Source organism: Methylocystis sp. NC52PC (assembly GCF_055698645.1).
Window position 1 is genome coordinate 3086897 of record NZ_CP170127.1, and the last position, 22125, is coordinate 3109021.

The 22125-nt window shown below is 62.5% G+C and carries 24 protein-coding genes, 1 tRNA gene and 1 pseudogene; 10 read left to right on the forward strand and 16 right to left on the reverse strand.

What is annotated here, in order from left to right; genetic code table 11:
• Positions 1-4: 4 nt before the first annotated feature.
• Entirely contained in the window at positions 5-1534 is a 1530-nt protein-coding gene (locus ACETII_RS17005; protein ID WP_472786296.1) for a phage portal protein, read from the reverse strand.
• A gap of 205 nt (positions 1535-1739) precedes the next feature.
• Between ACETII_RS17005 and ACETII_RS17010 the strand changes: the two genes are divergently transcribed.
• The gene (locus ACETII_RS17010) at positions 1740-3020 is read left to right on the forward strand and encodes an IS256 family transposase (protein ID WP_472785725.1); all 1281 of its coding nucleotides are present in this window, start codon (positions 1740-1742) and stop codon (positions 3018-3020) included.
• A gap of 32 nt (positions 3021-3052) precedes the next feature.
• Here the strand turns inward: ACETII_RS17010 and ACETII_RS17015 are convergent, their stop codons facing one another.
• The 10 genes from ACETII_RS17015 to ACETII_RS17060 all read right to left on the reverse strand — a co-directional run bounded on the left by ACETII_RS17015 (position 3053) and on the right by ACETII_RS17060 (position 11878).
• The gene (locus tag ACETII_RS17015; protein WP_472786297.1) at positions 3053-3205 is read right to left on the reverse strand and encodes a phage head-tail joining protein; all 153 of its coding nucleotides are present in this window, start codon (positions 3203-3205) and stop codon (positions 3053-3055) included.
• Positions 3196-5232, reverse strand: a complete 2037-nt coding sequence (locus ACETII_RS17020) for a terminase gpA endonuclease subunit (RefSeq protein ID WP_472786298.1) — start codon at positions 5230-5232, stop codon at positions 3196-3198. The genes ACETII_RS17015 and ACETII_RS17020 overlap by 10 nt, the downstream gene beginning before the upstream one ends.
• 19 nt (positions 5233-5251) lie before the next feature.
• Positions 5252-5869 (reverse strand): hypothetical protein, encoded by a 618-nt coding sequence (locus tag ACETII_RS17025; RefSeq protein ID WP_472786299.1) that lies wholly within the window; start codon positions 5867-5869, stop codon positions 5252-5254.
• Positions 5870-6123: 254 nt separating this feature from the next.
• Positions 6124-6702, reverse strand: coding sequence for a transcription termination/antitermination protein NusG (gene nusG / locus ACETII_RS17030; protein WP_472786300.1), 579 nt, complete (start codon positions 6700-6702; stop codon positions 6124-6126).
• A gap of 302 nt (positions 6703-7004) precedes the next feature.
• The gene (locus ACETII_RS17035) at positions 7005-8627 is read right to left on the reverse strand and encodes a primase-helicase family protein (protein ID WP_472786301.1); all 1623 of its coding nucleotides are present in this window, start codon (positions 8625-8627) and stop codon (positions 7005-7007) included.
• Complete coding sequence (locus tag ACETII_RS17040) at positions 8624-9850, reverse strand: DUF7146 domain-containing protein (protein ID WP_472786302.1); 1227 nt, start codon at positions 9848-9850, stop codon at positions 8624-8626. The genes ACETII_RS17035 and ACETII_RS17040 overlap by 4 nt, the downstream gene beginning before the upstream one ends.
• Positions 9851-9862: 12 nt before the next feature.
• Positions 9863-10282 carry a hypothetical protein gene (locus tag ACETII_RS17045; RefSeq protein WP_472786303.1) on the reverse strand — a complete coding sequence of 140 codons (420 nt, stop codon included), beginning with the start codon at positions 10280-10282 and terminating at the stop codon, positions 9863-9865.
• Positions 10283-10483: 201 nt separating this feature from the next.
• A complete protein-coding gene (locus tag ACETII_RS17050) occupies positions 10484-10906 on the reverse strand; it encodes a winged helix-turn-helix domain-containing protein (protein ID WP_472786304.1) in 423 nt (140 codons plus the stop codon).
• 21 nt (positions 10907-10927) lie between these two features.
• Positions 10928-11317 carry a hypothetical protein gene (locus tag ACETII_RS17055; RefSeq protein WP_472786305.1) on the reverse strand — a complete coding sequence of 130 codons (390 nt, stop codon included), beginning with the start codon at positions 11315-11317 and terminating at the stop codon, positions 10928-10930.
• Positions 11318-11557: 240 nt separating this feature from the next.
• Positions 11558-11878, reverse strand: a complete 321-nt coding sequence (locus ACETII_RS17060) for a helix-turn-helix domain-containing protein (protein WP_472786306.1) — start codon at positions 11876-11878, stop codon at positions 11558-11560.
• Between the two features lie 42 nt (positions 11879-11920).
• Between ACETII_RS17060 and ACETII_RS17065 the strand changes: the two genes are divergently transcribed.
• From ACETII_RS17065 to ACETII_RS17100, 8 genes are all read left to right on the forward strand, one after another.
• Positions 11921-12628: a helix-turn-helix domain-containing protein gene (locus tag ACETII_RS17065; protein WP_472786307.1), complete on the forward strand. Its 708-nt coding sequence runs from the start codon at positions 11921-11923 to the stop codon at positions 12626-12628.
• Between the two features lie 128 nt (positions 12629-12756).
• A complete protein-coding gene (locus ACETII_RS17070; RefSeq protein WP_472786308.1) occupies positions 12757-13542 on the forward strand; it encodes a sulfite exporter TauE/SafE family protein in 786 nt (261 codons plus the stop codon).
• 579 nt (positions 13543-14121) lie between these two features.
• Positions 14122-14358, forward strand: a complete 237-nt coding sequence (locus tag ACETII_RS17075) for a hypothetical protein (RefSeq protein WP_472786309.1) — start codon at positions 14122-14124, stop codon at positions 14356-14358.
• Between the two features lie 9 nt (positions 14359-14367).
• The gene (locus ACETII_RS17080; RefSeq protein ID WP_472786310.1) at positions 14368-14529 is read left to right on the forward strand and encodes a hypothetical protein; all 162 of its coding nucleotides are present in this window, start codon (positions 14368-14370) and stop codon (positions 14527-14529) included.
• A gap of 9 nt (positions 14530-14538) precedes the next feature.
• Positions 14539-14820 (forward strand): hypothetical protein, encoded by a 282-nt coding sequence (locus ACETII_RS17085; RefSeq protein WP_472786311.1) that lies wholly within the window; start codon positions 14539-14541, stop codon positions 14818-14820.
• A gap of 50 nt (positions 14821-14870) precedes the next feature.
• Positions 14871-17054 carry a ParB/RepB/Spo0J family partition protein gene (locus tag ACETII_RS17090; RefSeq protein WP_472786312.1) on the forward strand — a complete coding sequence of 728 codons (2184 nt, stop codon included), beginning with the start codon at positions 14871-14873 and terminating at the stop codon, positions 17052-17054.
• Positions 17055-17064: 10 nt separating this feature from the next.
• Positions 17065-17574, forward strand: a complete 510-nt coding sequence (gene ssb, locus ACETII_RS17095) for a single-stranded DNA-binding protein (RefSeq protein WP_472786313.1) — start codon at positions 17065-17067, stop codon at positions 17572-17574.
• Positions 17575-17634: 60 nt separating this feature from the next.
• Positions 17635-17883, forward strand: a complete 249-nt coding sequence (locus ACETII_RS17100) for a hypothetical protein (protein ID WP_472786314.1) — start codon at positions 17635-17637, stop codon at positions 17881-17883.
• A 617-nt stretch (positions 17884-18500) separates the two neighbouring features.
• On the opposite strand, the pseudogene ACETII_RS17105 reads toward ACETII_RS17100, so the two are convergent.
• Positions 18501-18692 (reverse strand): annotated as a pseudogene (locus ACETII_RS17105) (GDCCVxC domain-containing (seleno)protein); the annotation flags it as partial.
• A gap of 231 nt (positions 18693-18923) precedes the next feature.
• Between ACETII_RS17105 and ACETII_RS17110 the strand changes: the two are divergent.
• Positions 18924-19151, forward strand: a complete 228-nt coding sequence (locus ACETII_RS17110; RefSeq protein WP_472786315.1) for a hypothetical protein — start codon at positions 18924-18926, stop codon at positions 19149-19151.
• A gap of 60 nt (positions 19152-19211) precedes the next feature.
• On the opposite strand, the gene ACETII_RS17115 is transcribed toward ACETII_RS17110, so the two are convergent.
• The 4 genes from ACETII_RS17115 to erpA form a co-directional block, all read right to left on the reverse strand.
• Entirely contained in the window at positions 19212-20384 is a 1173-nt protein-coding gene (locus ACETII_RS17115) for a tyrosine-type recombinase/integrase (RefSeq protein ID WP_472786316.1), read from the reverse strand.
• Between the two features lie 192 nt (positions 20385-20576).
• Positions 20577-20652 (reverse strand) — tRNA-Asn (locus ACETII_RS17120).
• Positions 20653-20737: 85 nt separating this feature from the next.
• On the reverse strand, positions 20738-21643 hold the full coding sequence (locus ACETII_RS17125) for a PfkB family carbohydrate kinase (RefSeq protein ID WP_472786317.1): 906 nt from the start codon (positions 21641-21643) through the stop codon (positions 20738-20740).
• 92 nt (positions 21644-21735) lie between these two features.
• Positions 21736-22077 carry an iron-sulfur cluster insertion protein ErpA gene (erpA, locus tag ACETII_RS17130; protein WP_363347946.1) on the reverse strand — a complete coding sequence of 114 codons (342 nt, stop codon included), beginning with the start codon at positions 22075-22077 and terminating at the stop codon, positions 21736-21738.
• Between the last annotated feature and the right edge of the window lie 48 nt (positions 22078-22125).

Genomic DNA, 22125 nt, shown 5'->3' on the forward strand with positions numbered 1-22125 from the left:
CGCTTTAGTTTTGCGAATTCCCGTCGGAGACGCCTTGCGCCGCCTGCGCGGTTTGCAGCGCGCCCGAGTGATTGATCTTGCGTGGATCGGTGTCGAGGACGATTCCCGGCTGATCGAGAGCCTTGAGAAACGCCTCGATTTCCGAGAGCTGTTGCTCCCAATTGAGGCCGCGCTCGGCGAGCGCGTCGGGCATGCTTTGCAAACCGGCGCGAATTTCCATGATTTTTGCGGTGATTTCCTTAACCGGATCGACCCAGGGCCGGACCGGCATGGAAAATTCGCAACGCACGTCGGCGAGGCGCGGCTCATTGCGCAACAGACTTTCGCGCAACATGACGCGCCGCCAGGCGCGCCTTTCTCTCTGCGCAAAAACGAGCCATTGCACGGCGTCGAGCAAGACATTGCCGGCGAGCGTCGCGGCGCGCAGGCTGGAATAATTCGCCTGGCTCACGTCGCCGGTGATAGCGTGATAGGGAATCCCCGTCGTCGCCGAGAAAGCGTAAAGTTGCGAGCGAACAAAGTCGATCGTGTCGCCCGAGGTCGAGGGGTCGAGCGTCGACGCCTCTTCGCCAGGCCCAAAGCGTAAAATCTTGCCAGGCGCCAGCGTTTCTTCGATCCGGCCGCGCCCGTCGGTTTTTTGCTGGCCGACGATCGGGGCCGCCCCTTGCGATTCCGGCGAGCGGATCATGAGCCCGATGCAGGCCTCGATCCGCTTGCGCCAAATCATCGCCTCGGCCACGTCGTCGAGGCCGCGCAAGGCGACAATTGACGGCGCGAGCCATGAAACGCCGCGAGTCTGGCCGGGACGCAAGGTCTGGTAAAAATGGTCGACGTCTTCGGCGGGCATGCGTTTGGATTGGCCGCGCAACAGGCCGCCGATGGCGATTGACCCCAGCTCGCCCGGATGGATTGGAAACATCCAATAACCGGCGCGCCGACCGTAAGCGTCAAATTCGACGCCTTGCACGACAAGATTTTCCTTAGCGTCCGCGCCCGTCAAAATATCGCGGGTTTGGTCGAGGTAGTCGGGCTCGCGCAGCACGATGCGACCGTTGACGACGCCGCTTTCATCTTTCAACCAAACGCGGAAAACCTCGCCGTCGCGAAACATCGTGCGCGCGGCGAGCGCTTGCAGCCCATAATAGTCGAGCTGGCCCTCGGGGTCGCATGTATCGACGAAGCGCGCCCAAGCGTCATTGGCCGCCTGGCGCACGGTCTTTCGCGGATCGACGGCGCGCGGCGTGATTCCGGTTCCGACGACTTGCCCGGAAAACTGCGAAATCGCCGAGAAAACGACGCGGTTATTGCGCTCTAAGTCCCTGGCGCGATTGCGCACGCGCTCATTCGAGCCAAAAAGCTCGGCGTTTGCCGAATTTCCGGTCGCGATCCAGCCGCCAAGCCGGCGATCCCGCGACGCGCCGTCATAGGCGCGCATAAGCTGCGAAGCGACCGCCCGCGCGTGAAGGCGGCGCAAGCCGGATTGAGGCGCGATGGCGAGCCAAGCGCGGTCGAGAAAGGAGGGCTTGAAGCTCATTAGTCCCGCTCGAATGAGGCGTAGGAGCCGCGATCGGCGCTCGCCGGAGCCGGGCCAGTGGCAGGAACGCCGTTGAGTCGCCACTTAAAATAGTCGAGCGCCGCGATCGGCGATGTCCCGAACGATGTTGAAATAGGAGGAGCGGCGTTGCTGACCTTGAGCTTGTAGGCTCGGGGTGCTGATTCCACAGAAGGAAAGCAACGCCATGAACCAAGCTATCACATCGACGGCGATTCCCGCGAGCGCCTGGAAGGCGCAGGCGCTGGCCAACATGACGGCGAGTTTCGAGAGCTTCTGCCTTGTCTCGGGCATGGAGGCGCTGGCCGAGATGATGGAGAGCGACGCGACGGCGGCCTGCGGCCCTCGGCATGGGCGCGGCAAAGGGCGACGGGCGCATCGCTGGGGTAAGACGAGGGGCCAGATCGGTTTCCATGGCGGCAAGGTGGAGATCGACCGTCCGCGTCTGCGCGGATTTGACGGCAAGGAGTTGGCGCTACCCAGTTGGGAGGCGGCGCAAGCCGAGGATTGGCTTGGCAAATGGGCGATGAACCAGATGCTGATCAATGTCTCGACGCGCAGGTTCAAGCGTTCGGTCCGGCTGCCCGAGGGCGACGTTCCGGCGCGTAACGGGTCCGGCCTGTCGAAATCGGCGGCGTCGCGGCGGTTCGTGGCGCTGTCGGCGGCGCGGCTGCGGGAATGGATGGCGCGGGACCTCTCCGCCCTGGATTTGTTGGTGATCCAGATCGACGGCGTGCGCATGGTCGAGGACATGACCCTCGTGGCGGCGCTCGGCGTTGACGCAAGCGGCGACAAACATCCGCTCGGGCTGGTGGAGGGCGCGACGGAAAACGCAGCGACCGTGCAGGCCTTGATCGACAATCTCGTCGAGCGCGGGCTCGATCCCGCTGTTCCTCGCCTGTTCATCATCGACGGCTCCAAAGCGCTCGCCAAGGCGATCCGGGCGACCTTCGGGCGCGAGGCGGCCATTCAGCGCTGCCAGATCCACAAGGCGCGCAACATCCTGGACCGGCTGCCGAAATCCATGCATGCGTCCGTTCGCCGGGTGCTGCGTCAGGCATGGGAGATGAATGACGCCTCGAAGGCCGAGAAGCTATTGCGCAACCTCGCCCGGCGCCTTGAAAAGGACTGGCAAGGCGTTTCCGCCTCGATCCTCGAGGGGCTCGACGAGATGCTGACCGTCACGAGGCTGGGTCTGCCGCCTGAGCTGCGGCGATCGCTCGCGTGCACGAACATGATCGAAAACGTGATGGGGACGTTGCGGCGCGTCTGCCGGAACGTGAAATACTGGCGATCCCCGTCGATGGCTCTCCGTTGGGCGGGCGCAGCCATGCAAGAAGCCGCCAAGGGCTTTCGGCGGCTCAAGGCTCACAAGCAGCTCCCGATCCTGAGGGCGGCGCTCTCCGCCCGAAAGCTGAACGTCACTTCAGCCAGCTCAACTCTTGCTGATGCCGCGAGGGCAGCATAGTCTTTCAACCAGCGACGCCCGCTGCTCGCTTTTCAACAGCAAGCGGGACATCCCCCCGCGATCAGCTCGCTCGTCGAGCGATAGGTGATCCGGCGGCCCGCGTATTCGACCGTTAATTCGCCTGATCCGAGCGCGGTTTCGAGCGCCGAGATCATTGCGGCGACGTCGCTGTCGCTTAGAGCCATGAGTCCCCCGAGAATGCCCAGCCGCCGCCGGGCGCGGCGGGCTGTTGCGTTTGTTCGGCGGCGCGATCAGTTTGCGTCGCCGGCAATTCCTCGGCCGGCGCCGGCGCGGCCGGCCGCAGCAAGGGCGCGATCGCGCTTCCCGCGCCGCGCTCGTAAGCAAGATCGCGCCAGAAGCTTTCCGGGCGATTGCCAATGTCGAAAACCGGCGCGCCGAAGGCGAGCGCCATATTCAGGACGCGGCAATCGAGCCAATGATTGTCGTCGAAATGGGCTTTCCAAATCCGGTTGCCCTTGTCGTCGGTCTTGACATGCTCGGCGGTGATTTGCCGAAAGTAATTCTCGTCGAGGAAGGTGCCGAAATGGCAGAAGCCGGCGGGGGCGCGTTGCTCGGTCTGGTCGATCTCGGTCGCGCGGTTCAAATAGGCGTAGAACCGCGCCTTGAGATTATAGGAGCCGGCTTGCCACTGTTGCACGCCCTTGCGAATGCGCTTCCCGCGCCAGTCGAAATCGACGAGCTGCGGCGCTGAGAGCGCCGGCCGCCCCCAGCCCTCGACCGTGCGAATGGCGAAGGCGTTATGATGGCGGCGCACCCAATCATAAACCACGGGCGCGTTATAGCGGCAGTCGATCGCGGTCGCGTCGATCGCGCGCTTTCCGCCGAAGGCGTCGGGCAGCGGCGTTTGATGCAGCTCGGCCAGGCGTTTCCAGCAAACATCGTCGGGATCTGCGGTGTCGCCCATACGCTCCCCGTCCCCGGCGCGCAAATAAGCGGCGAAAAGCGTGTAAGAGCGCCGATCGGGCGTCCAAGCGACGATTTCGACATAAAGCCCGCGCTTTTGCACGTCGACGCCCATGGTGACAATGAGCGCGTCGGCGGGGATCGCCCGCTCGGCATAGGACTCGCGTCGGCGAAACAGCGCCTCCCAATCGGGAATGTCGGCCTTTTCCTCGTAAGGCAGGCCGAGCCAATGATTGTAAAACGACTTGAGTTTTTGCGGATCGTCGCCGGCGGCGAGATAGGTCTCGGCGATCTTATCCCACGTCGTAAAATTCGACGAAATCGAGTCGATATGCCAGGACAGCGCGCGCCCCGGCTCCGGCTTTTCGGCGACGAAGCCATAATCGGGAAGATCGAGCGCGGCGGCGATCATGCCGGCCTTTTGCCAATGCTCGATTTTCGCCCCGCAGCATTGCGCCACATAATGCGCGTCGACCGGATGCTTGCGATTGAAGCGCAAGCCGACGCCGCCCGGCTCGTCGGCGTAGCCGCCGAAAAGCAATCGAATGCGCTCGCCGCAATGCGGGCAGGGGAGGCGCTGGAAACGCTGGTCGCCGGCCTCGAATTCGGCGTCGACGAGCGAGGCGCCTTTCAGGGTCGGCGTTCCGCCCTGCAATTTGCGATAGTCGCGCGTCGCGTGGAAGGCGATTTGGCGGCCGTCGACCATGGCCATGGGCGAGCCCTGGCCCTCCAAATCCTTCGGCCATTGGTCGATCTCGTCGCAAAGCGCGTATTTGATCGTGCGCATTTGCAATTCGGCCGCCGAATTCGCGCCGGTAATCGAGATCGAGCCGCCGGGAAAGGCTTTGTAGAGCGCCGACGAGCCCATTGACGCGCGGGCCGAGGTCGCCGCCAGCCGCCGCTTGAGGTCGGGCGTCGCGTCAAAGGCCGGCTGCAATTTCTCGCGGTTGAGCGACAGCGCCATCGCGCTCGTCGGCAGCACAATGAGCGTGCGCGCCGGGCTTTGCGTGACGATCCAGCCGGCGAGCGCGGTCAAGCCTTGCGTATAGCCGACTTGCGCCGACTTGCGCACGGTTCCCTTGGTGTAGGGACCGCAGAAGACGCCGTCCAGGATGGCGCAGATATAGGGGGCCTGGGCGGGGTCCCAAATCTGCCCGGCGCGCGGCCCCTCGACGAGGACAAGCTTTTGCGCCGCCCATTGCGTCGGCGTGAGCGTCGACGGCGGCGTGACGGCTTGAGCGATCGCGCCCGCGATGATGGCGAGCGCCGAGGCGTAACGGGGAGCCATGGGAGCTTGTCTAAAGCCTTTAGCTTTTTGCCTGGGCCTGGTCGGGGTCGGTTGCGCCGCGCGCGGCGAGCTGCGCCATGTCCTCGCCGACGGCGGCGATCGCGGCGTTGACGACGGCGAGCAATTCGATGTGCAAGGCCTCTTCGCCGCCCCTGGCGGCGGCGTAAAGCCGGCCAGAGACGGCTTTCATGGCGTTGAGGCGTTGCGTGATCTTGGTCCCGGTCTCGATCGCCGCCGCCTCGATCTCGCGGACGGGAATAAGCTCGCCGCGCTTTTGGGCGAGCTGCATTTCGGCGAGTTCCGCCTTGGCGTTTTTCTCGCGGGCGGCCGCGTCGTTAAAGCGCGACGGCTCCGGCGCGGTCTCTTGGCGCGGCTCGATGGGGAGCGCCTCGCCCGCCTCGCCGGGGCGGCGCTTGACGTGACGATTGCGCAACTCTTGCGCAGGATCGAAGGCGTCGGCGACGAGCTGGTCATAGGTCGGGCCATGAACCTTGAAGCTCTTACCCTCTTGCCGAACGCTCAAGCGGCCAGCCTCGCGAAACTTGGCGACGCGCTTTTGAACGGCGCGCTTGGAGACGCCATAGCGGTCGGCGAGGGCGTCGACCGCAATCCAATCCTGATCGTCAATCGCCTGCATTGCGAACCTTGATCGCGAACCGGGGCGCGATCGCGAACCCCTCTACTGCGAACCCTAATGAAAACAAGGATTACACTTCCACCCCCGGACCCCTGCCTTCTCCCTGGTTGTAAGTGGCGGGAAGGACCCGGAAGCGCCCCGAATGGGTGTCACCCATTGGGCGATCTTATGGGGAGAGGCGCCCAGGTTGCGCCAGTGCGGCGCGCCGTTGCGCCGCTTTCTGTCGCTCAGATGATGTTAGACAGGCTTCGCCATCACGCCCGCTTTTGCAGACGTTGCTTAACGTCGCGCTCGATCGGAAGCCGTAGGCCATGCTCCACGAGCTCGACGTGACCGACTGGAAAGATTATGGGCGTCGGTCTGCCGAAGATGCTCATTTCAACACACAGCACGCCTCGAGAGTCAACCCGGCTGACGACGCCCTGGAAGGTTGCGAACGGGCCCGTCAACGCGCGCACCACGTCGCCCTTAGTGAAAACAATTGATACATCAGCGCGATTCAGCCTTAGTTGGCGGTAGTGCAATATCAGCGCGTCAGGCACCGTCGCTGGTTCATCCGACCCTGCGAAGCAGAGCCACGCATCGACGCCAGGCTGTTCTTTGATGGCGCTGTAAACCGAATCGCTCATGTCGACCCGGACGAAGAGATAGCGCCCGAAGATCGCGACGTATCGCGAGCGGCGTTGCTTGGCCTCTAACGGCCGGCCCTCCCAACGCGATGCTGAGCGGACCTTCAGCACGGGCCGCCATACCTCAAATCCAAGCGCCGCCAGGCGGCCATAGACTTCCCTGTCCTTGCCATCGAAGCACTCGATTACATGCCAAGCCATCATACTCGGAGGCCTCTTTGTGGTTGCTGTCCTACCTGTCCTACCTTTTCGCTACTGCAACATAGAGGTAGGACACACTAACACGTTGATCTATCGTCGCTTGTCCTACCTGTCCTACCTGTCCTACCTTTTTCGACGTTCCGACCATGGGGGTCACGGATCGCTTTACTTCTCGTCCCCCCTACCTCGCGCGAGGAAGAGGTAGGACAGGTAGGACAGGTAGGACACGGCCTTTCGTTTCAGTGGGTTATCTATGTCCTACCTCTATGCTGCGCCTGCGAGAAGGTAGGACAGGTAGGACACTTTCAAACCGGGTTGTCGTCTCCGTCGCCGTCAGGCGCGGGGTCTCCCCATGGGAAAGGCTGCTTCAAAGCCGCCTCGAAGCTGTCTCTGCACTCCTGAAGGGATGGAAAGTTCAGGCACCACACCCGACGCACGACCGTCGACGTCGTGTGTGAGCTCTCGTCCCACACTTCGACTTCTTCCGTCGCGCGAACCCGCTCGACCGCTGGCACAAGCCGGCGCATCGCGATACCGAACTCTGTCTCACTATTGCGCCTTCGAACGCCGATCTTTTCGTTCGTCCGGAGGTAATCGTTAAAGAGCGTCGCCACGGGCACCTTGTCGCGCCACCGCGCCGACCGATGCGTTTGTGATCCGTCGACCAGCCTTTGCAGCCACCATGCGGCGACTGGATCGAGTGAGCGGATTTTTTGCTCGAGGAGCGCCGCCGTCTTCGGGATTACCCGCACATTTGGGGCGTCAGGCGCATTAAGATCGACTGCGAGGAGGTCGGCCAGAAGCGCCTCTCTACCGCCGCTATTGAGTTCGGCGTAGAGCTGACCAAAGCGGCTATGGTCCTCTTTCCAGTGATCCGCGACGTCAAAGCAGGCGAAGCGCCGCTCATCCATTCCCGCTGGAACAACCCAACCCTCGTTTGAGGAGAAGAGGAGGCGCACGTAATTGTCGAGCCGGATCGGATCGACGCCCTTAGCTTCGATCAGCTGCTTTTCTGCGGTGACGAGACCCTTGAGTCGCCCTTCCGCCGCCTTATCGCCAGGCCAGTGCCCTTCGTCGACCTGGAGCAGGATGCAGCTCGCCATATGCGCGTTGAACTGGCCGACCAGATAGCGAGGATCGTCGACGAGGAAATAATGGGAGGCAAAAAGCGAGCCGATCACGTCGCCGACGATCGTTTTGCCCGTTCCCATTTTGCCGCGCAGCACGATAGCCGTGCCAATCCTCTCGCGTGGACGCTGCACCATGTGCGCGAACCAGTGCCAGACCCAGCGGAACACCTGAGGGTCGCTGTCGCAGATATTGGCCTTAAGATGATCCAGGAAGGTGAAATATTTTTTCCAGCGCTCTTCCGGCCGGGTCGCCGCATCAGGCGAGACCGAGAAGCCCCGCCACAAATTGAAATAACCGGGCGTTCCGGCCGCGTTCTTCGGATCGGGGAAGAACTCGATCCCGTCATAGGTGCGCCGCCGCTTGTGCCGGAGCCAATAGGGGGCGATCGCCATATGGCGGGTGACAGTCTTGTATGACCCATCTTCCTGCCGCTCCCGCTTTTTGACGGGTCGAAGCTGGTTTTGAAAGTAAGCCTTGAACGCCTCGATCGACAGGACGCGGGTGCGGTCCTCAATCGGGGCATGCGGCGTCTCGCGCATGATCACCGCGCGCGAACCCATAAGCACAAAGCTATACTCGCCGTTCATATCGTCGATCACGTCGCCGTCAGAGCCGCCATCATCCTCCGGCGGCGGCGGGTCGCTTTCAGGCGGTCCCGATCCGCCGCCGTCGCTCGCAGGCGTGTCGCCAGGAAAATCCGCGTCCTCGCCTTGCGCAGCGGGCAAGCGGCGGACGCCCGGAAAAATCACGACTTCCGCGCCCTCAATGGCCTGGACGATCTCGTCGCTTCCCGTCACGCCGGCAAATCCTCGAAGGCGGCAATCCGCATGTCATTGAAATCCACGCCTTCCCGGCTCATCGCCACCTTGATGGCGAGAGCGGGATATTCCCGCGAAAATCGCTTGGCCGCGCGCAACAGCGCCAGACGGGTCGTGAACGGATCGCTGTCGCCGTCGCCGAGCAGGACGAGCTCGTCGACGCTGGGCGGGATAAAGATCACAGGCCAATCAAGCTCGGGGTCCACTGGCGTGTCGTCGCGCGCGATAATCGGCCGGGTGCGGCCCCTGGAGTCGACGAAGGTCTTCGTCGGATGCCTGACGCGGCCCTTGGCCTTGCCGCCGAGATTGTCGAGATCGACGCTTGTGCGAAATTCTGCGCCCTCTATGAGGTCGGAGCCCGCCTCGACGAGGGACCAGTAGACGGAGAGGACGGTCTCTATCCCTTCGCCGAGAAACCAACGTTTTGGCTTTTGCCCTCCGGAAACCATGCGGATCGATCCGCCCTTGAGAGAGCCTCGCACCTTCTTTGCCGGGAGCATCAGGCCCGTCTCGGGATCGATCGTTTCCGCCTTGCCCTTTGGCGCGTCGAGATCGATCCAGGTGACATGCACCCCCGTGAAACGGCCGTCGAGGCCTTCAATCGCCGCGAGCATCGCCGGACCCCTGCGCGCAACCGTGCGTCTCGATTCCGTCCAAAGCTCCATTTCGGCTGCGAAACGCAGTCGTGAGGTCGCGTGCGGCCGGATTCGCCGCCGCTCGAGATAGGCCTCGGCGGGCGTCCCGTCGATCGGGATAGAGCGCTGCCAGAAGCCCCAGGCGCGGCGGCGTTCCGCTTCACGATAGGCGTTCTGCTCCCGAGCCCGCCGCGCTTCCTCAGCGACCCGTTGCTCTTCCCGCGCGGCGAGGCGCGCCTCTCGCTCCCGCCGCTCCTCCGGCGTCTCCCGCGCGTCACGGCCCGGGGGCGAGCGGCCGGTCACCGCCTCACAGGCGCCGAGGAAGTCGAGCCCGTCGATATGCTGCGCCAGGGCGATCGCGTCGCCTGAAAACCCAGACGCTCGGCAGTTCCAGACGTTCTTCCGGGTGTTGACGGAAAAGCGATCGCGGCCGCCGCAGCCGGGGCAGGGCTGCCCGGCGTCGCCGGGCCTGATCTTCAGCCCGCGCGCGGCGCAATAGCTTGCGACTCTCACGCGCCGCGCTTCGTCGATCCATTCGCGCCAGGCGAAATCCTCCGAGACGCTCATATCAATCGCCTCTCAACCTTCCAATCGCGCGACATCTTTGCCCCTCTCAATCACGTCGAGAACGTGACCCGCGAGACCTTGCGGCTTTCCTTCGCTGTCGCGCGAAACGGCCGTCGCCAGGGTTTCGGCCTTAGCGCCATGCTGAAGGGCGAGAGAGAGCAGCAGCCCCGTATCGCGGGCGAGATGGTCGAAGAGCGTCGTCGTCTTGATGGCGCTGACGAAGACCTCCGCGAGCCCGCCGCCTTCGAACCGGCTGCAGGTGACGACGAATTGCTGGCCCTCAAACCACGTTTCGAACGATTCAGACCCCCGACGTTGAGGCAGCTTGTCGCGGCGCGCGCATTCGCCCACGACGTGGCTTGCAGCTTCACCGATCGGAACGAAAGTGTCGGGGCCGGTCGGAGCCGGCTGTTTGTCGCCTATCTCAGCCAAGATTCTTGCGATGCTCCCTACAGGCCCAGACGATCGCTTCCGGAGCGCGGATGTTGCCTTTGCCAAATGGCGCGACTTTTCCACAGAAGGCGCAAAGGCGCGGTCCCGGAGAGAGGGGCCGCCCTGGCGCCGCCTTTTCTTCCTTGCGGGAAACAGTGCGGTCGAAGAGATCCCCGCCTTTGTGATTTTGGGTCCGGGCCGTCATGCTTCGGCGACTCCCAAGAGCTGTCGCAGGCGCGCCTTCGCTTGCGCATCGAAGCGATAAAACCCCGGGCGGATAGTCTCGATCCTCACCCCCGCGGGGGCGAGCTTCCGACGGATCGCGGAGATATGGACTTTGACGATATCGACCGTCCGCTCATCGTCGCCCTTGCTCGGATCATGGGTCGCCGCAAGCAGGGCGTCCTTGGAAACCTGCGAGCGCCGGTAGAGCAGGGAGGCAATCTCGGCCTCCATATGCGTTAGGCGGCCGGAGGGAAGATTGCGGAACGCGAAATAGAGGTCGGAGTGGCCATCCGCTTCGCTCTCTACCGTAGAACGATCTTCGCTGCGCGGCGCGCGCAGCCGCTCCGGGCCGGCCGACTGATGGGCAGGGCATGGCTGGGGATGGCGGTTGGAGATCATCGCTTCGCGGCTCCCCGCGGATCAATCCACCATGCCACGATCTTCCCGAGTGCCTGCCCACAGCGGATCAACCAAAGCGCGATATGCGTCCGCGTCCGAAAGGCGAAGGGCAGCTTCGAGAAGCTGGACGCGTTTTTCGAGTTTGGCGAATTCGGCACGGGCTTCTTCTGCCTTCTCGTTGGCGTTGGCGATTTCGCGCAGACGACGCAGTTCGTCGGCGCCAACTCTTATTCTCTCGTCCGCATACCAGCAGTCCTTGACCCGCGACGCGGACATAAAGCCGATGCGCCGCGCCGCCCGGGAGATTTGACGCTTGATCGTGTCGCCTGGCTCGACGCCGGCGATGTCCCGAACAAGCGCCTGGACCTCGAACAATGCGGTCAATTTCCTCTCCGACGATTTTTCGGACATTTCCGAAGCCTTCCATGCCAACCTCTGAGCATGGACAGGCGAGCAACAAACGACCCCGACACAGAACGACGCTTTCGGGTGCAACCGGGCGCGTCGACGCAAAACCTAAAAAGTCAGCACGAGAACAGTTTCATGCTTACCAAACTCACCCCCCGAAAAAGGGCCGGCGCTGGGGCGCCGGCCAGTCAAGGGAGGAAACGCCCAAGGAGGGCTACGGAGCGGGAAAGTCTTCGACTCCTTTCACGCTGCGTCCTCCGCGCGGGAGTGAACCGCGCGAAGCTCTACAGATGCGTCAGGTGATGGCCTTAACTGCCCGCGTTGGTCAGGCGTGGCGAGGAAATCGTTCGGAGTGACCTCACCGTGCGTCGCTTCCATAATCTTTGCGAGAAGGTCGAGCCCAGGATCGCGCTGCCGCTTGATTACTCGCGAGATTGTCGATGGCGGAACGCCGACTCTTTCCGCGAAGGCAGAGACTTTGATGGAATGCTGAGCAAGATACTCGGATAGCGTCATTCCCAAAACTTGCCATATGGCAAGATAACGGTCAAGCGAATTTGCCATATGGCTCTGGACGTTTTTTGCCAACCGGCGAGAGTGCCGGGAATGAGTGGGCGCGACCTTCGACGGATCAGAAAAAACACGCCAGGCATGACCCTTGAGAAGCTGGCCGAGGCAATGGGGATATCTGTGTCCCAGCTTTCGCGGATTGAAAGGGGACTGCGCCGTCCGCGTGTGGATGAGGTCAAACTGGCGGCTGGCGCTCTGAGCGTAAGCGTTACGGATATCTATCCGGAATTCTCAGACATGGAAGCCAGCGAGGATGAAGAGGCAACCAAGATCCATGATGGCCAGCCAATCTCTTCTCGCACAATACCGATCAGGGGCTTTACGCAGGCCGGGCAGTGGAACGAGTTCGAGCACTGGGAAGATGAGTGGCACGGAGAGGTGTCTATACCTCAGGTGCCGGGGGTTTGGCCGGGGCTGAGTCAATTCGCTTATTTGGTCAAGGGCAACTCAATGGACGCGCTTCGTATTTTTGACAGCGAATACGTCGTCTGCGTCCCGTATTTCGAAGCGAGAGAAGACCTGCGGGCGGGCGACATCGTCGTGGTTGAGCGGGTGCGAAACAGCGCCATCGAAAGAACCGTGAAGCAGATCGAAATTCAAGGGAAAATGATCAAATTTTGCCCAAGATCCACCGACCCCAAATTTAAGCCGATCGTTGTCAGAATTGAATCGGATATGAAGGAAGCCGAAGACACGGAGGTCCGGGTTATCGGTCTCGTCATTGGCAGGTGGGGGATGTTTTAGGGGGCCATCCGAGCCGCGGAAAACCGGCAGCCCTATGCCAGTGGAGAGGAGGTATGTGCAAGATTCTCCGCACATGCCGCCCATGACGCCGTGGCATGTTCCGTGCACCGCGCGAGAAAGGGGCGGACATGCGGGACAATAAAGCAGCGGCGTTCGGCGGCGGAGCTGTTATCGGAACTCTTGGCGGCCTGATAGGGCTAGGCGGCGCTGAATTTCGCCTCCCACTACTTATTGGCGCTTTCCGGTTCCCTGCGCTCGAAGCAGTCATTGTCAACAAGGCGACGAGTCTCGTGGTCGTCGCCTCCGCACTACCTTTTCGGGCTGCCGTTGTTCCATTCGGAGCGGTCGCCGCGCATTGGTCAGTCATTCTCAACCTTCTCGCGGGAAGCCTTCTCGGCGCATGGTTTGGAGCAGGGTGGGCAACCCGCCTGAAATCAGCCACCCTCTACCGCGTGATTGCTCTACTGCTCGTGGGCATTGCCGCCCTGCTGCTGTTCGGCCACGATCAGGACGCGGGCGGACACGCGCTCGCAAGCGGCACTCTCCAACTCGTCGCTGGAGTGGCGGCGGGATTCATCATTGGTGTGGTCGCCTCGCTTCTTGGCGTTGCAGGCGGCGAGCTGCTTATTCCGACGCTCGTCCTTCTGTTTGGCGTAGATATCAAAGTGGCTGGAAGCCTGTCGCTCGCGGTCAGCCTGCCGACGATGATTGTGGGCTTCACCCGCTACAGCCGCGACCGTAGTTTCGCGGTCTTGGGACAAAACCGCTCCTTTGTCTTCGTCATGGCGCTCGGCTCTATCGTCGGGACGTTCATCGGCGGGCGGCTTCTCGGCATCGCGCCGAGCGTGATTTTGCTCCCGCTGCTGGCCGCCATCCTCATCATTTCCGCCGTCAAAGTCTGGCGGCATGGATGAGGGACAAACGCCCGCGCTTCTTCAACCACACAAGCCGTGCCGCGTAGCCTTAAAAAGGGTTCCAAGCGTCAGACTACAACAACTAGCAGGAAACGACGCGATGGCTGCCCACTAAAGTTGCGGGGCGCCAACTTGCGCGAAGGATAGCGGGGCGGGGGGACCGCAAGAGAAGTTGCCAATTAGCAAAAAAACGCTTGCGGCATCGTTTGCCATATGGCAACTTTCTATCGCCACCCCGGCGATGGAGTTTCCGCATGGGCGAGACATATCCACCCCTCAAATTGACCGTCCTTAAAGACGCGCATCTCAGCCAGGGCGTGCGGCTCCAAATGGGCTGGTCCTTCGCGCAATGCCTCCGAACCGCCTGGGCGGCTGCTCATCAGCGCCAGCAAGCGCACGCGCCACATCGCATCGCCGATCGCCGACGAGCGCAGCCCCGCTACTTCCTTTCGTCTCATCCGCGGCTCTCGCCGCCTGACCCAACACCGCCTGCGCAAGGTCACGCGTAGCAGGCGAAGGCGGCGGGCGCTGGCGGACCACTCTGCGCCCGCCGCTGCATTCAACATAAGGAGATTAGAGATGCATGCTCGCGAAGGCGTTTTATCAGCGATGGCTGAAGCCATTCCCGATTACATCAATCTCGACGACCGCGCCGCCGTCGCGCTCGCCTTGGTCCACAAAGGCTACCGCGGCGCTGAGATCGGCGACGACTTGCCTTTGATCATCGAAATGGCTCGCACGCTGCGCGCTGACCACGCCGACCCCTCGCCGCGGAACCAAATTCTCGACATAGCCGCGACAGCGGCGCAGTTCTGAAGGGCGGCGATGATCTCGCTCCCACTCGCCGCGCTCTCCTACATCGTCCTGCAACGCGCCAGGGCGGCCTACGGAGAAGGACACGCAAGGAAGGCTACCATCCTTTTGCTGATCGCCTGGGCGGTCTTCGTTGTCGCCGTGAGCGCTTTCGTATTCAGCCTGAGCATCTGACCAGAAATCATGAAAGGAAAAGCAATGTCAGTTTTGGCCAGCGTAATTAAATTCCTTGCTCCAAAAACCCTTAGCGACGACGACCTGCTAGACACGCTCGGATTCTTCGCCGACGCAAACAGAGACCTTCGCAGCGTGGTTGACCAGCAAGAGACCGCGTTGAGCCAAACGCGCAAGGCGCTTCGCGGCGCGAAGACTCGCGCGAACAAATTTGCCTGTCTCGCCCTTCTCGGCTTCGGCCTGATCGCGATCGAGGGCGATGCGCTCGCCCTCTACTTCCTCCCGAAATAGGAACGGCGGCCACCCCGCGAGCCTGCTCCCGCGCCAGTCGAGACACTGCAATGACCCTACGGCTTTCCGAAATCTCCGGCGTTTCCAAGTTCAACGCGCGCAAAGACGCCCCCAATCGTCAAGAAATTGAGGAAATGGCCGCGAGCATCCTTGCGCGCGGCGTGACGACGCCTCTCACCGTCCGAATGGAGGACGGAGCCTGGCGAGCGCTCGACGGCGGCCGGCGCCTGGCCGCGCTTGGCTTCCTTGTCGCCGAAAGCAGGCTCCCCAACGGCGAGGCCTATCCCGTCCCAGTGACCTTCTTCGAAGGCGACGACGAGGCGGCGGCCGAAGTCTCACTGATTTCCTTCGTGCACCGCCGCGATCTGCACCCGGTCGAAGAATTCGAGCGCTTTGTGGAATTGCAGGAACGCTTCGGACTGGACGCCCAGGCGATCGCCGCGCGGACAGGCAAGACTGTCGCTTTCGTTAAGGGCAGGCTGCGGTTGTCCCGCCTTTCGTCTAGTGTTCGCGAAGCTTGGCGAAAGGCGGGATTGACGGCCGAGCAGGCGAGGGCCTTTTCAGCGACCGACAATCAGGAGGCGCAGGACGCGCTTCTCAAGGGTAATCAGTTCCACGGCTCCGTGAGCCCGCGTTGGATCGCGCGGACGCTCTCAGGCAACGACGTCTCAACCCGCGATCCTCGCGTGATCTTCGCTGGGCTCGACGCCTATGTCGCAGCCGGCGGCCGTCTCGACGAGCAGCTGTTCGAAGAAGAAAGCCTCATTCTCGACCTCCCCATTCTCGACGCCGTGGCGCGCGACGCCCTCGTCGCCCGAGCCGAGGCGCTCTGCGCCGCCGAAGGCTGGGGCTGGTTCGAGACGTCTTATGGTGAAGCGAAGTTCTTCGATTTCGATCGCGTCGAGCGCTTCGATCTCACAGACGACGAGCAAGCCCGTCTCGACGAAATCGAGGACCGCTGCGCCGAGGCGGAAGAAGCCGACGACGAGGCCACGATTGCCAGCCTCGATCTGGAGGTGCGCGAGATCCAGGGCCGCGCCCGTCTACGCGCCATTCCAGCGGAAGAGCGGGCGAGGCTCGGCGTTTTCGTCGAAATCGGCGGTGAGGGGGAATTCGAGGTTTTATACGCCCTTCGGCAGCGCACGGCTAGGACGCAAGAGGAAGAGGGCGATCAATCTTCCGAACCCGGAACGACCCGCGGCGAGAGGACGTCTGCAGGGCCGACCCCGCCGCCAGTGAAGCCCAGCGAGCCGATCGGCCGGACGACGCGCGCCATTCTCGACGAGGCGGCGACCGCTGCGCTGTCAGACGCTTTCGCCCGCAATCCGCGGCTGGCGATGCTCTTCATGGTCGCCGCCTTGGGCTGCGGCTACGGCGCCTCGCCGCTCCATGCGTCGGGGACGACTAGATCTGGCTTTGCGCCGGAGAACGCCTTGCTCGGCGAAATCCGCCACGAGGGCTTTGAAAAGGCGCTGGCGATCTGCGCGCGACACGAGATCGAAGACCCTGCGGCGCTGCCCGTCGCTTTCGCCATGCTCGTGGGAGGCCTCGTCAGCACGGAGCGGGCGGCGGAATTCAACACGGCCCGCATCTCCCTCGCGGTTTGCTCGCGGTTCTGCGACATCGCGGGCGACCTTCGCCGGCACATGGATTTTGAAGCCTATTTTAAGGCGGAGCCTCGTGACGAGGCGATCGACGCCATCCGCGCCATGGACGGCCAAGGGGCGGCGAGCGACGCCGGCAAGCTCAAAAAGCCCGAGCTGGCGAAGCGCGCCGCGATCCTCGCCCAGGACCGCGCTTGGCTTCCTGTGGTTTTCGCCGAGGCTCTCGGCGGAGAATCCGGAGAGGTGGCCGCGCCGGACCCGGACACGCGCTCGACCGCCGAAGCCATGCGGGATGCGATAGACCTCGATGAAGCGGCGAGGGCAGGGGCGAAGGACGCCCACGAGAAGAAAATCTCGGAGGCCGCCTCGGCCTATCCTGGCCTCGCCGAGTTTCTCCGCCAAGAGGTGCACTTCGGGAATGAGGCGCTTGACGCCGGCCGCGTGAAGGCTTCGGAGCTTTACGACGCCTATCTTTCATTTTGCGAGCAAGCCAAGCGAAAAGCCGCGTCTCTCCGAGAGTTCGGCAACATCGTTTCAGAAATAGGCGTTGAGAAGAAGCGCCTCAAGAACGGCGTGCATTATCTCAACATCGCTCTTCGCGGCGTCGCCGCTTCGGCGACGGCGGCATAGCGAGGGGCCAATGGCGGGCAGCGTTAACAAAGTAATCCTGGTTGGTCGACTCGGCCGCGACCCCGACACGCGAGCGACCCAGGGCGGGCAAATCGTCGTGAGCTTCTCGATCGCGACTGACGAGACGTGGATCGACAAGGGGTCCGGCGAGCGCAAGCAACGCACGGAATGGCACAACATCGTAATTTTCAACGAAGGCCTCGCGAAGGTCGCCGAGAACTATCTCAAGAAAGGCTCGCGCGTCTACGTTGAGGGCATGCAATGCACCCGGGAATACACCGATCGGGATGGTCACGCCCGTAAGATTACCGAGGTCGTGTTGAAGCAGTTCCGCGGCGAGCTCTGCCTCTTGGACAGCGCCGGCGCGCGGCCGGCGCCGGAAGAGGGAAGCTACGGCTCTGAGTCCACTCGTGGCGCAGCGCAACAGTCAAAGACCTATGACGATCCACGCATGGCGATGGGTGATAAGCCCGCCTCCGGGCGTCTATCGGATCAGCTGGACGACGACATTCCGTTTTGATGAGGAAGTGACGTTTTCAACGCGTTTTCCAGATCCTCGCGCGCAGGGAAGAGACTAACGATGACTGCACATGGCACGCCGGGCGACATCCAGGCCAGCGACGCGCTCGTGATCATTCGGCCGCGCGTGCTCGCGAAGCCTCAGGCCGCGAAATATATCGGGTGCGGCATTACCAAGATGGACGAACTGATCGCGAAAGGCGAGGTCTTCGCGAAGCGGATAAGCGCGACGAAGGTCGTCGTCTTCGTCGACTCGCTCGACGCCTATCTTGAACGCCTCCCGAATGCCCGGGAGGGAAAGAGACAATGAGTCGCGCGCTTGCAGCTTTCGCGCCCAGGTCAGGCTATCGAACGTCAGCGCCGGCAGACTTGAGACGCCTAAACATATTCCTTCAAAGCCCTGACAAATTTCACTATCCTCCACATTTCCTTTTGCCACACGGCGGCAAATTTGGTCCTGATGACTGGTTGCCCATCTTTTACCGCCACCCGCCACTGGTTGCGCGAGGATCTTTCGAGAAGGCCTCTGCTTTCGAGAAGCTGCAGTTTTCTCCGCACCGTCTCACGGGGAATTTTCGTCGTTTGCACAATTCTCGCTAGAGCCAGGCCGCCCAAAGCATCATCCTCCGGATCTAGGCCCGCTCGCTCATCTCTTAAATAATAACGTGATACTGCTGTGTATACCAACAACGCATCCAGGTCGTTTCCAAAAATGTATTTCTCGTCTGCAAGGACGTCGAAAATAAACTTAGAGAACTCACGCTTAATCTTTGCATCGTTCCTCGAAACGATCACATCGAACAGCGCTTGCTCGTTTTCTGCGCAGCTATCATTAGCGGCGTGCTCTTGTTGCAAGGAAGGCGTGGTCCTGGAAAAGTCTTGCGAGGGCTTGAGAGGCGAGGCAACGGCTTCCGCATCGCCGCAATCCTTCTGTGCTTCCTGAATCCGCGGGCAGGGCACATCGCCATAGGAGCAAAAGACGCAACAATCCCCTGCCTTCGCGTTGAGGCGCGCGCCGCAGCTCTTGCAATCGTAAGCGATTTGACAGGCGTCGGCCGGCATTCTCTCTAGTGATCTGTGGCTGCAAGCGGGACAAGTGATGGTCGAGACAAACTGCATAAAGCGACCCCGAACAAATCTGAGCAGTGGCAGACCGATTTAGCTCCAGCTTGCGGCTGCCGCAACGATTGCCGAAGCGCAGTCTCGGCGGTTCGCGTCCGATTTCAGATGGCCGCTGGCTCGAGATTCCCCCCAAGGGGCCATCTGTTCCTTGAGCTGCGTCAATCAGCCCCGCGTGGCCCGGTCTCGGCGCGCTTGCAATAGGAGCCTTTCCTAAACAGACAGAAAGGCGTGAAGCGCCGCCGTACCCTGCAGCAACGCCTGGCGCAGACCGAGCGCCATGTCAGCCTTGCTGAAAAACACATCGAACAGCAGCGGCGCCTAATTGAGGAGCTTGCGCGCCGTGGCTGTGATCCAGGGGAAGCAATGATGCTGCTGCGCTTGTTCGAAGCGCTGCAAGAGGAATATGTCACCTATCGAGACTATTTGCGACGTAAGGCGGAAGACCCTGGCGATTGACGCACACGGAACTGATACGTCCGAGCTTGCAGACAGTAAAAAGCGGGGCCAAATAACGACCTAGGCGTCCCCAGCGACAAAACCCGTGATTTCGCGGCCCCACCATTCCATGAGGCGTCGCCGCTCATCGAAATAATCCGCCCGGTGATAGGCGCGGCGCACGTCGGACGCGTCTTGGTGCGCGAGCTGCCGCTCGATCGCGTCATAGGCCCAAAGCCCCGATTGGTTGGCGAGCGTCGAGAATGACGAGCGAAAGCCATGGGCGCTCACTTCGTCTTGACGGAAGCCCATGGCGCGCAGCGCGACGTTAAAGGCGTTCTCGGACAGCGGCCGACCGGGTCGTGGTGGCGCCAGGACAAATGGCGATGCCGGCCGATTCGTCCCGTTTTCCTCCGCGAGTCGCCTCAGGATATTACAGGCAGGGGCTGAGAGCGGCGCCCGATGCGCCTGGCGCATTTTCATGCGCTCTGGCGGGATCTCCCAAACCCCCAAGTCAAGATTGAACTCAGGCCATTTAGCCAGACGGATTTCCCCTGGCCGGGCGGCGGTGAGCGCTAGCAGCATCAGCCCGTCGCGAACGACAGAGGGCCTATCGCCGCCGTAAGCCGCGATGGAGCGCATTAGTCGGCTGAAGCTGGCCCGGTCGACAAGTGCCGCCCGATTCTGTGGCTTGGGAGGGATAATCGCGCCCTTGAGAAGCGCCGTCGGATCACTTTGGACGAGGCCGTGGGCGGCTGCATAACGAAATATCCGCGAAATTGTCGCGCGCAGGCGGCGGGCTGTTTCGAGCTTGCCGGCAGCCTCGAGCGGCTTGAGAAGAGCCAGGATCTGCGGGGCGTTAATGGAGGCGATCGGTAGCGGGTCGAGCGCCCACATCAGGCCGCAAAGCCACACGGCCTTTTCCTGGGTCGGGCGCGAGGCGTGCGACCGCTCGAATTGATCCAGCCACTGCGCCTTGATCTCGGCGAAGGCCGCGCCAGCGGCGACGGCTTGATTAGCTTTCTCCACTGCCGCAACGCGGGCGCGATCGGCGGCGATTCGCGCCTCTTTGAGGCCCATGTCCGGTAGCCGCCCAAGGGTCGTCGCGGTCTGGCGGCCGTTCACGCGCGTATAGAGCCGCCAGATTCGCGAACCCGAGGGCGAAATCCACAACTGCAGGCCGCGGCCGTCGGAGAGCTTGAGCAGCTTGTCGGAGGTCTTGGCGTTTCGAATTTGTGCGTCCGATAGGGCCATGTCGCACCCGTTGTAATCCGAGCTTGTTACAACGGATTTTACAACGTTACGCAGCGGGTAGCCACGGGTAAAGGCGTGGAATGACGGGCCGCCTATCCGCCAAAAATAGGAGGAAGTCGTAGACGTATCAGGAGCTTACCGGGGATTTGCGGGGGGAGGCGGGGAGGCGCGAAAGGCGCAAAAAAACCACGATGGCTCCCCGAGTAGGACTCGAACCTACGACCTAGCGATTAACAGTCGCGTGCTCTACCAGCTGAGCTATCGGGGAACGTCGTGGTGAGGGGCGTATACAAGGCGGGCGGCGATTTGCCAAGCCCCTTCGATCGGCCTGTGACGCTCCTGTTGAAAACCCGTCAGTCGACGGGCTCCGGGGCTTCCCGGAACTGCGCCAGCGCGCGCGCGATATCCTCGCGGCTGGGCAGGCCGGCTTCATTGCCGAGGCGCTGGACCTTATGCGCGGAGGCGGCGCGGGCGAATTCGAAATGGTCGCGCCAGGAAGCGTCGGGGCGCTCGAGGAAGGACGCGCAATAGGCGCCGTGGAAGACGTCGCCGGCGCCGGAGGTGTCGACCACCTTCTCCGTCGGGACAAGAAGCGCGGGCAGATGCTGCGGCGCGCCCTCGCCCTCGTACCAGAGCGTGCCCTTCTCGCCGATCGTCACCGCGCCCACGCGGCAGCCCTTCGATTTCAGCCAGGAGAGCATCTCCGTCTCGCTGAAGGACATCTGCTTGCAGAGCTGTTTCGAGACGACGGCGACGTCGACGAAATCGACAAGCTCCTCGATTCGCGGCCGCAGCGCGCCGCCGTCGAGCGAAACGAGGACGCCTTTCTCGCGCGCGGCCCTGGCGTAATAAATCGCGGCGTCGGCCATATGGCCGTCGAGATGCAGCACGCGGGCCTGGGCGATGTCGAGCCGGATGAAAGGCTGGAGGTAATGATCGTCGCGCGCCCGCAGGATGGCGCGTTTGCCGTCATTGGGCAGCACGAAGGAGAGCGAGGACCGCGAAACCTTTCGCGGATGCAGGCGCACGTTATAGGCGTCCGCCATCTCCGCGAACATATGGCCGAGCCAATCGCGCGCTTGCGTCGTCAGCATGTGCACATCGTGGCCGAGCTTGGCGCAGGCGAAACCGGCGGTCACCGCATTGCCGCCGAAACTAACCGCATAGTCGCGCGCCACGGCCTTTTCGTCGCCCGCCGGCATCTCGTCGGCGAGCATGGTGACGTCGATATAGGCGTGGCCGACGATGAGAGCGTCCAATGGCGGGCTCCTGCGTTAGGGACGATCCTCGCCCCTTAAGCCAAGTCTGCTTAAGCCAAGTCTTCTTAAGCCAAGTCTGCGACGAAAAGGTCTCAGAGCGAAAAACTGGTTCCGCAGCCGCAGGAGGACACCGCATTGGGATTGTCGACGCGGAAAGACTGGCCCATCAGGTCGTCGACGAAGTCGATCTTCGCGCCGGTCAGGAAATTGAGCGAGGCGGGGTCGATGGCGACTCGCGCGCCGTCGCGCTCGACGACGGCGTCGTCGGGGGCGGGGGCCTTGTCGATGGCGAACTGATACTGGAAGCCGGAGCAGCCGCCGCCTTCCACGGAGACGCGAAAGACCGAGCCCGGCGACTCGCTGGAAAGAAGCGCGACGATCCGCTTCGCCGCCTGTTCGGTCAACGCCACTTCGCCAGCCGTGCTCTCCGCCATGCTCTCCCCCGAAACGTTTCTTGCAACCGCCCGAATTTGCGGGCTATG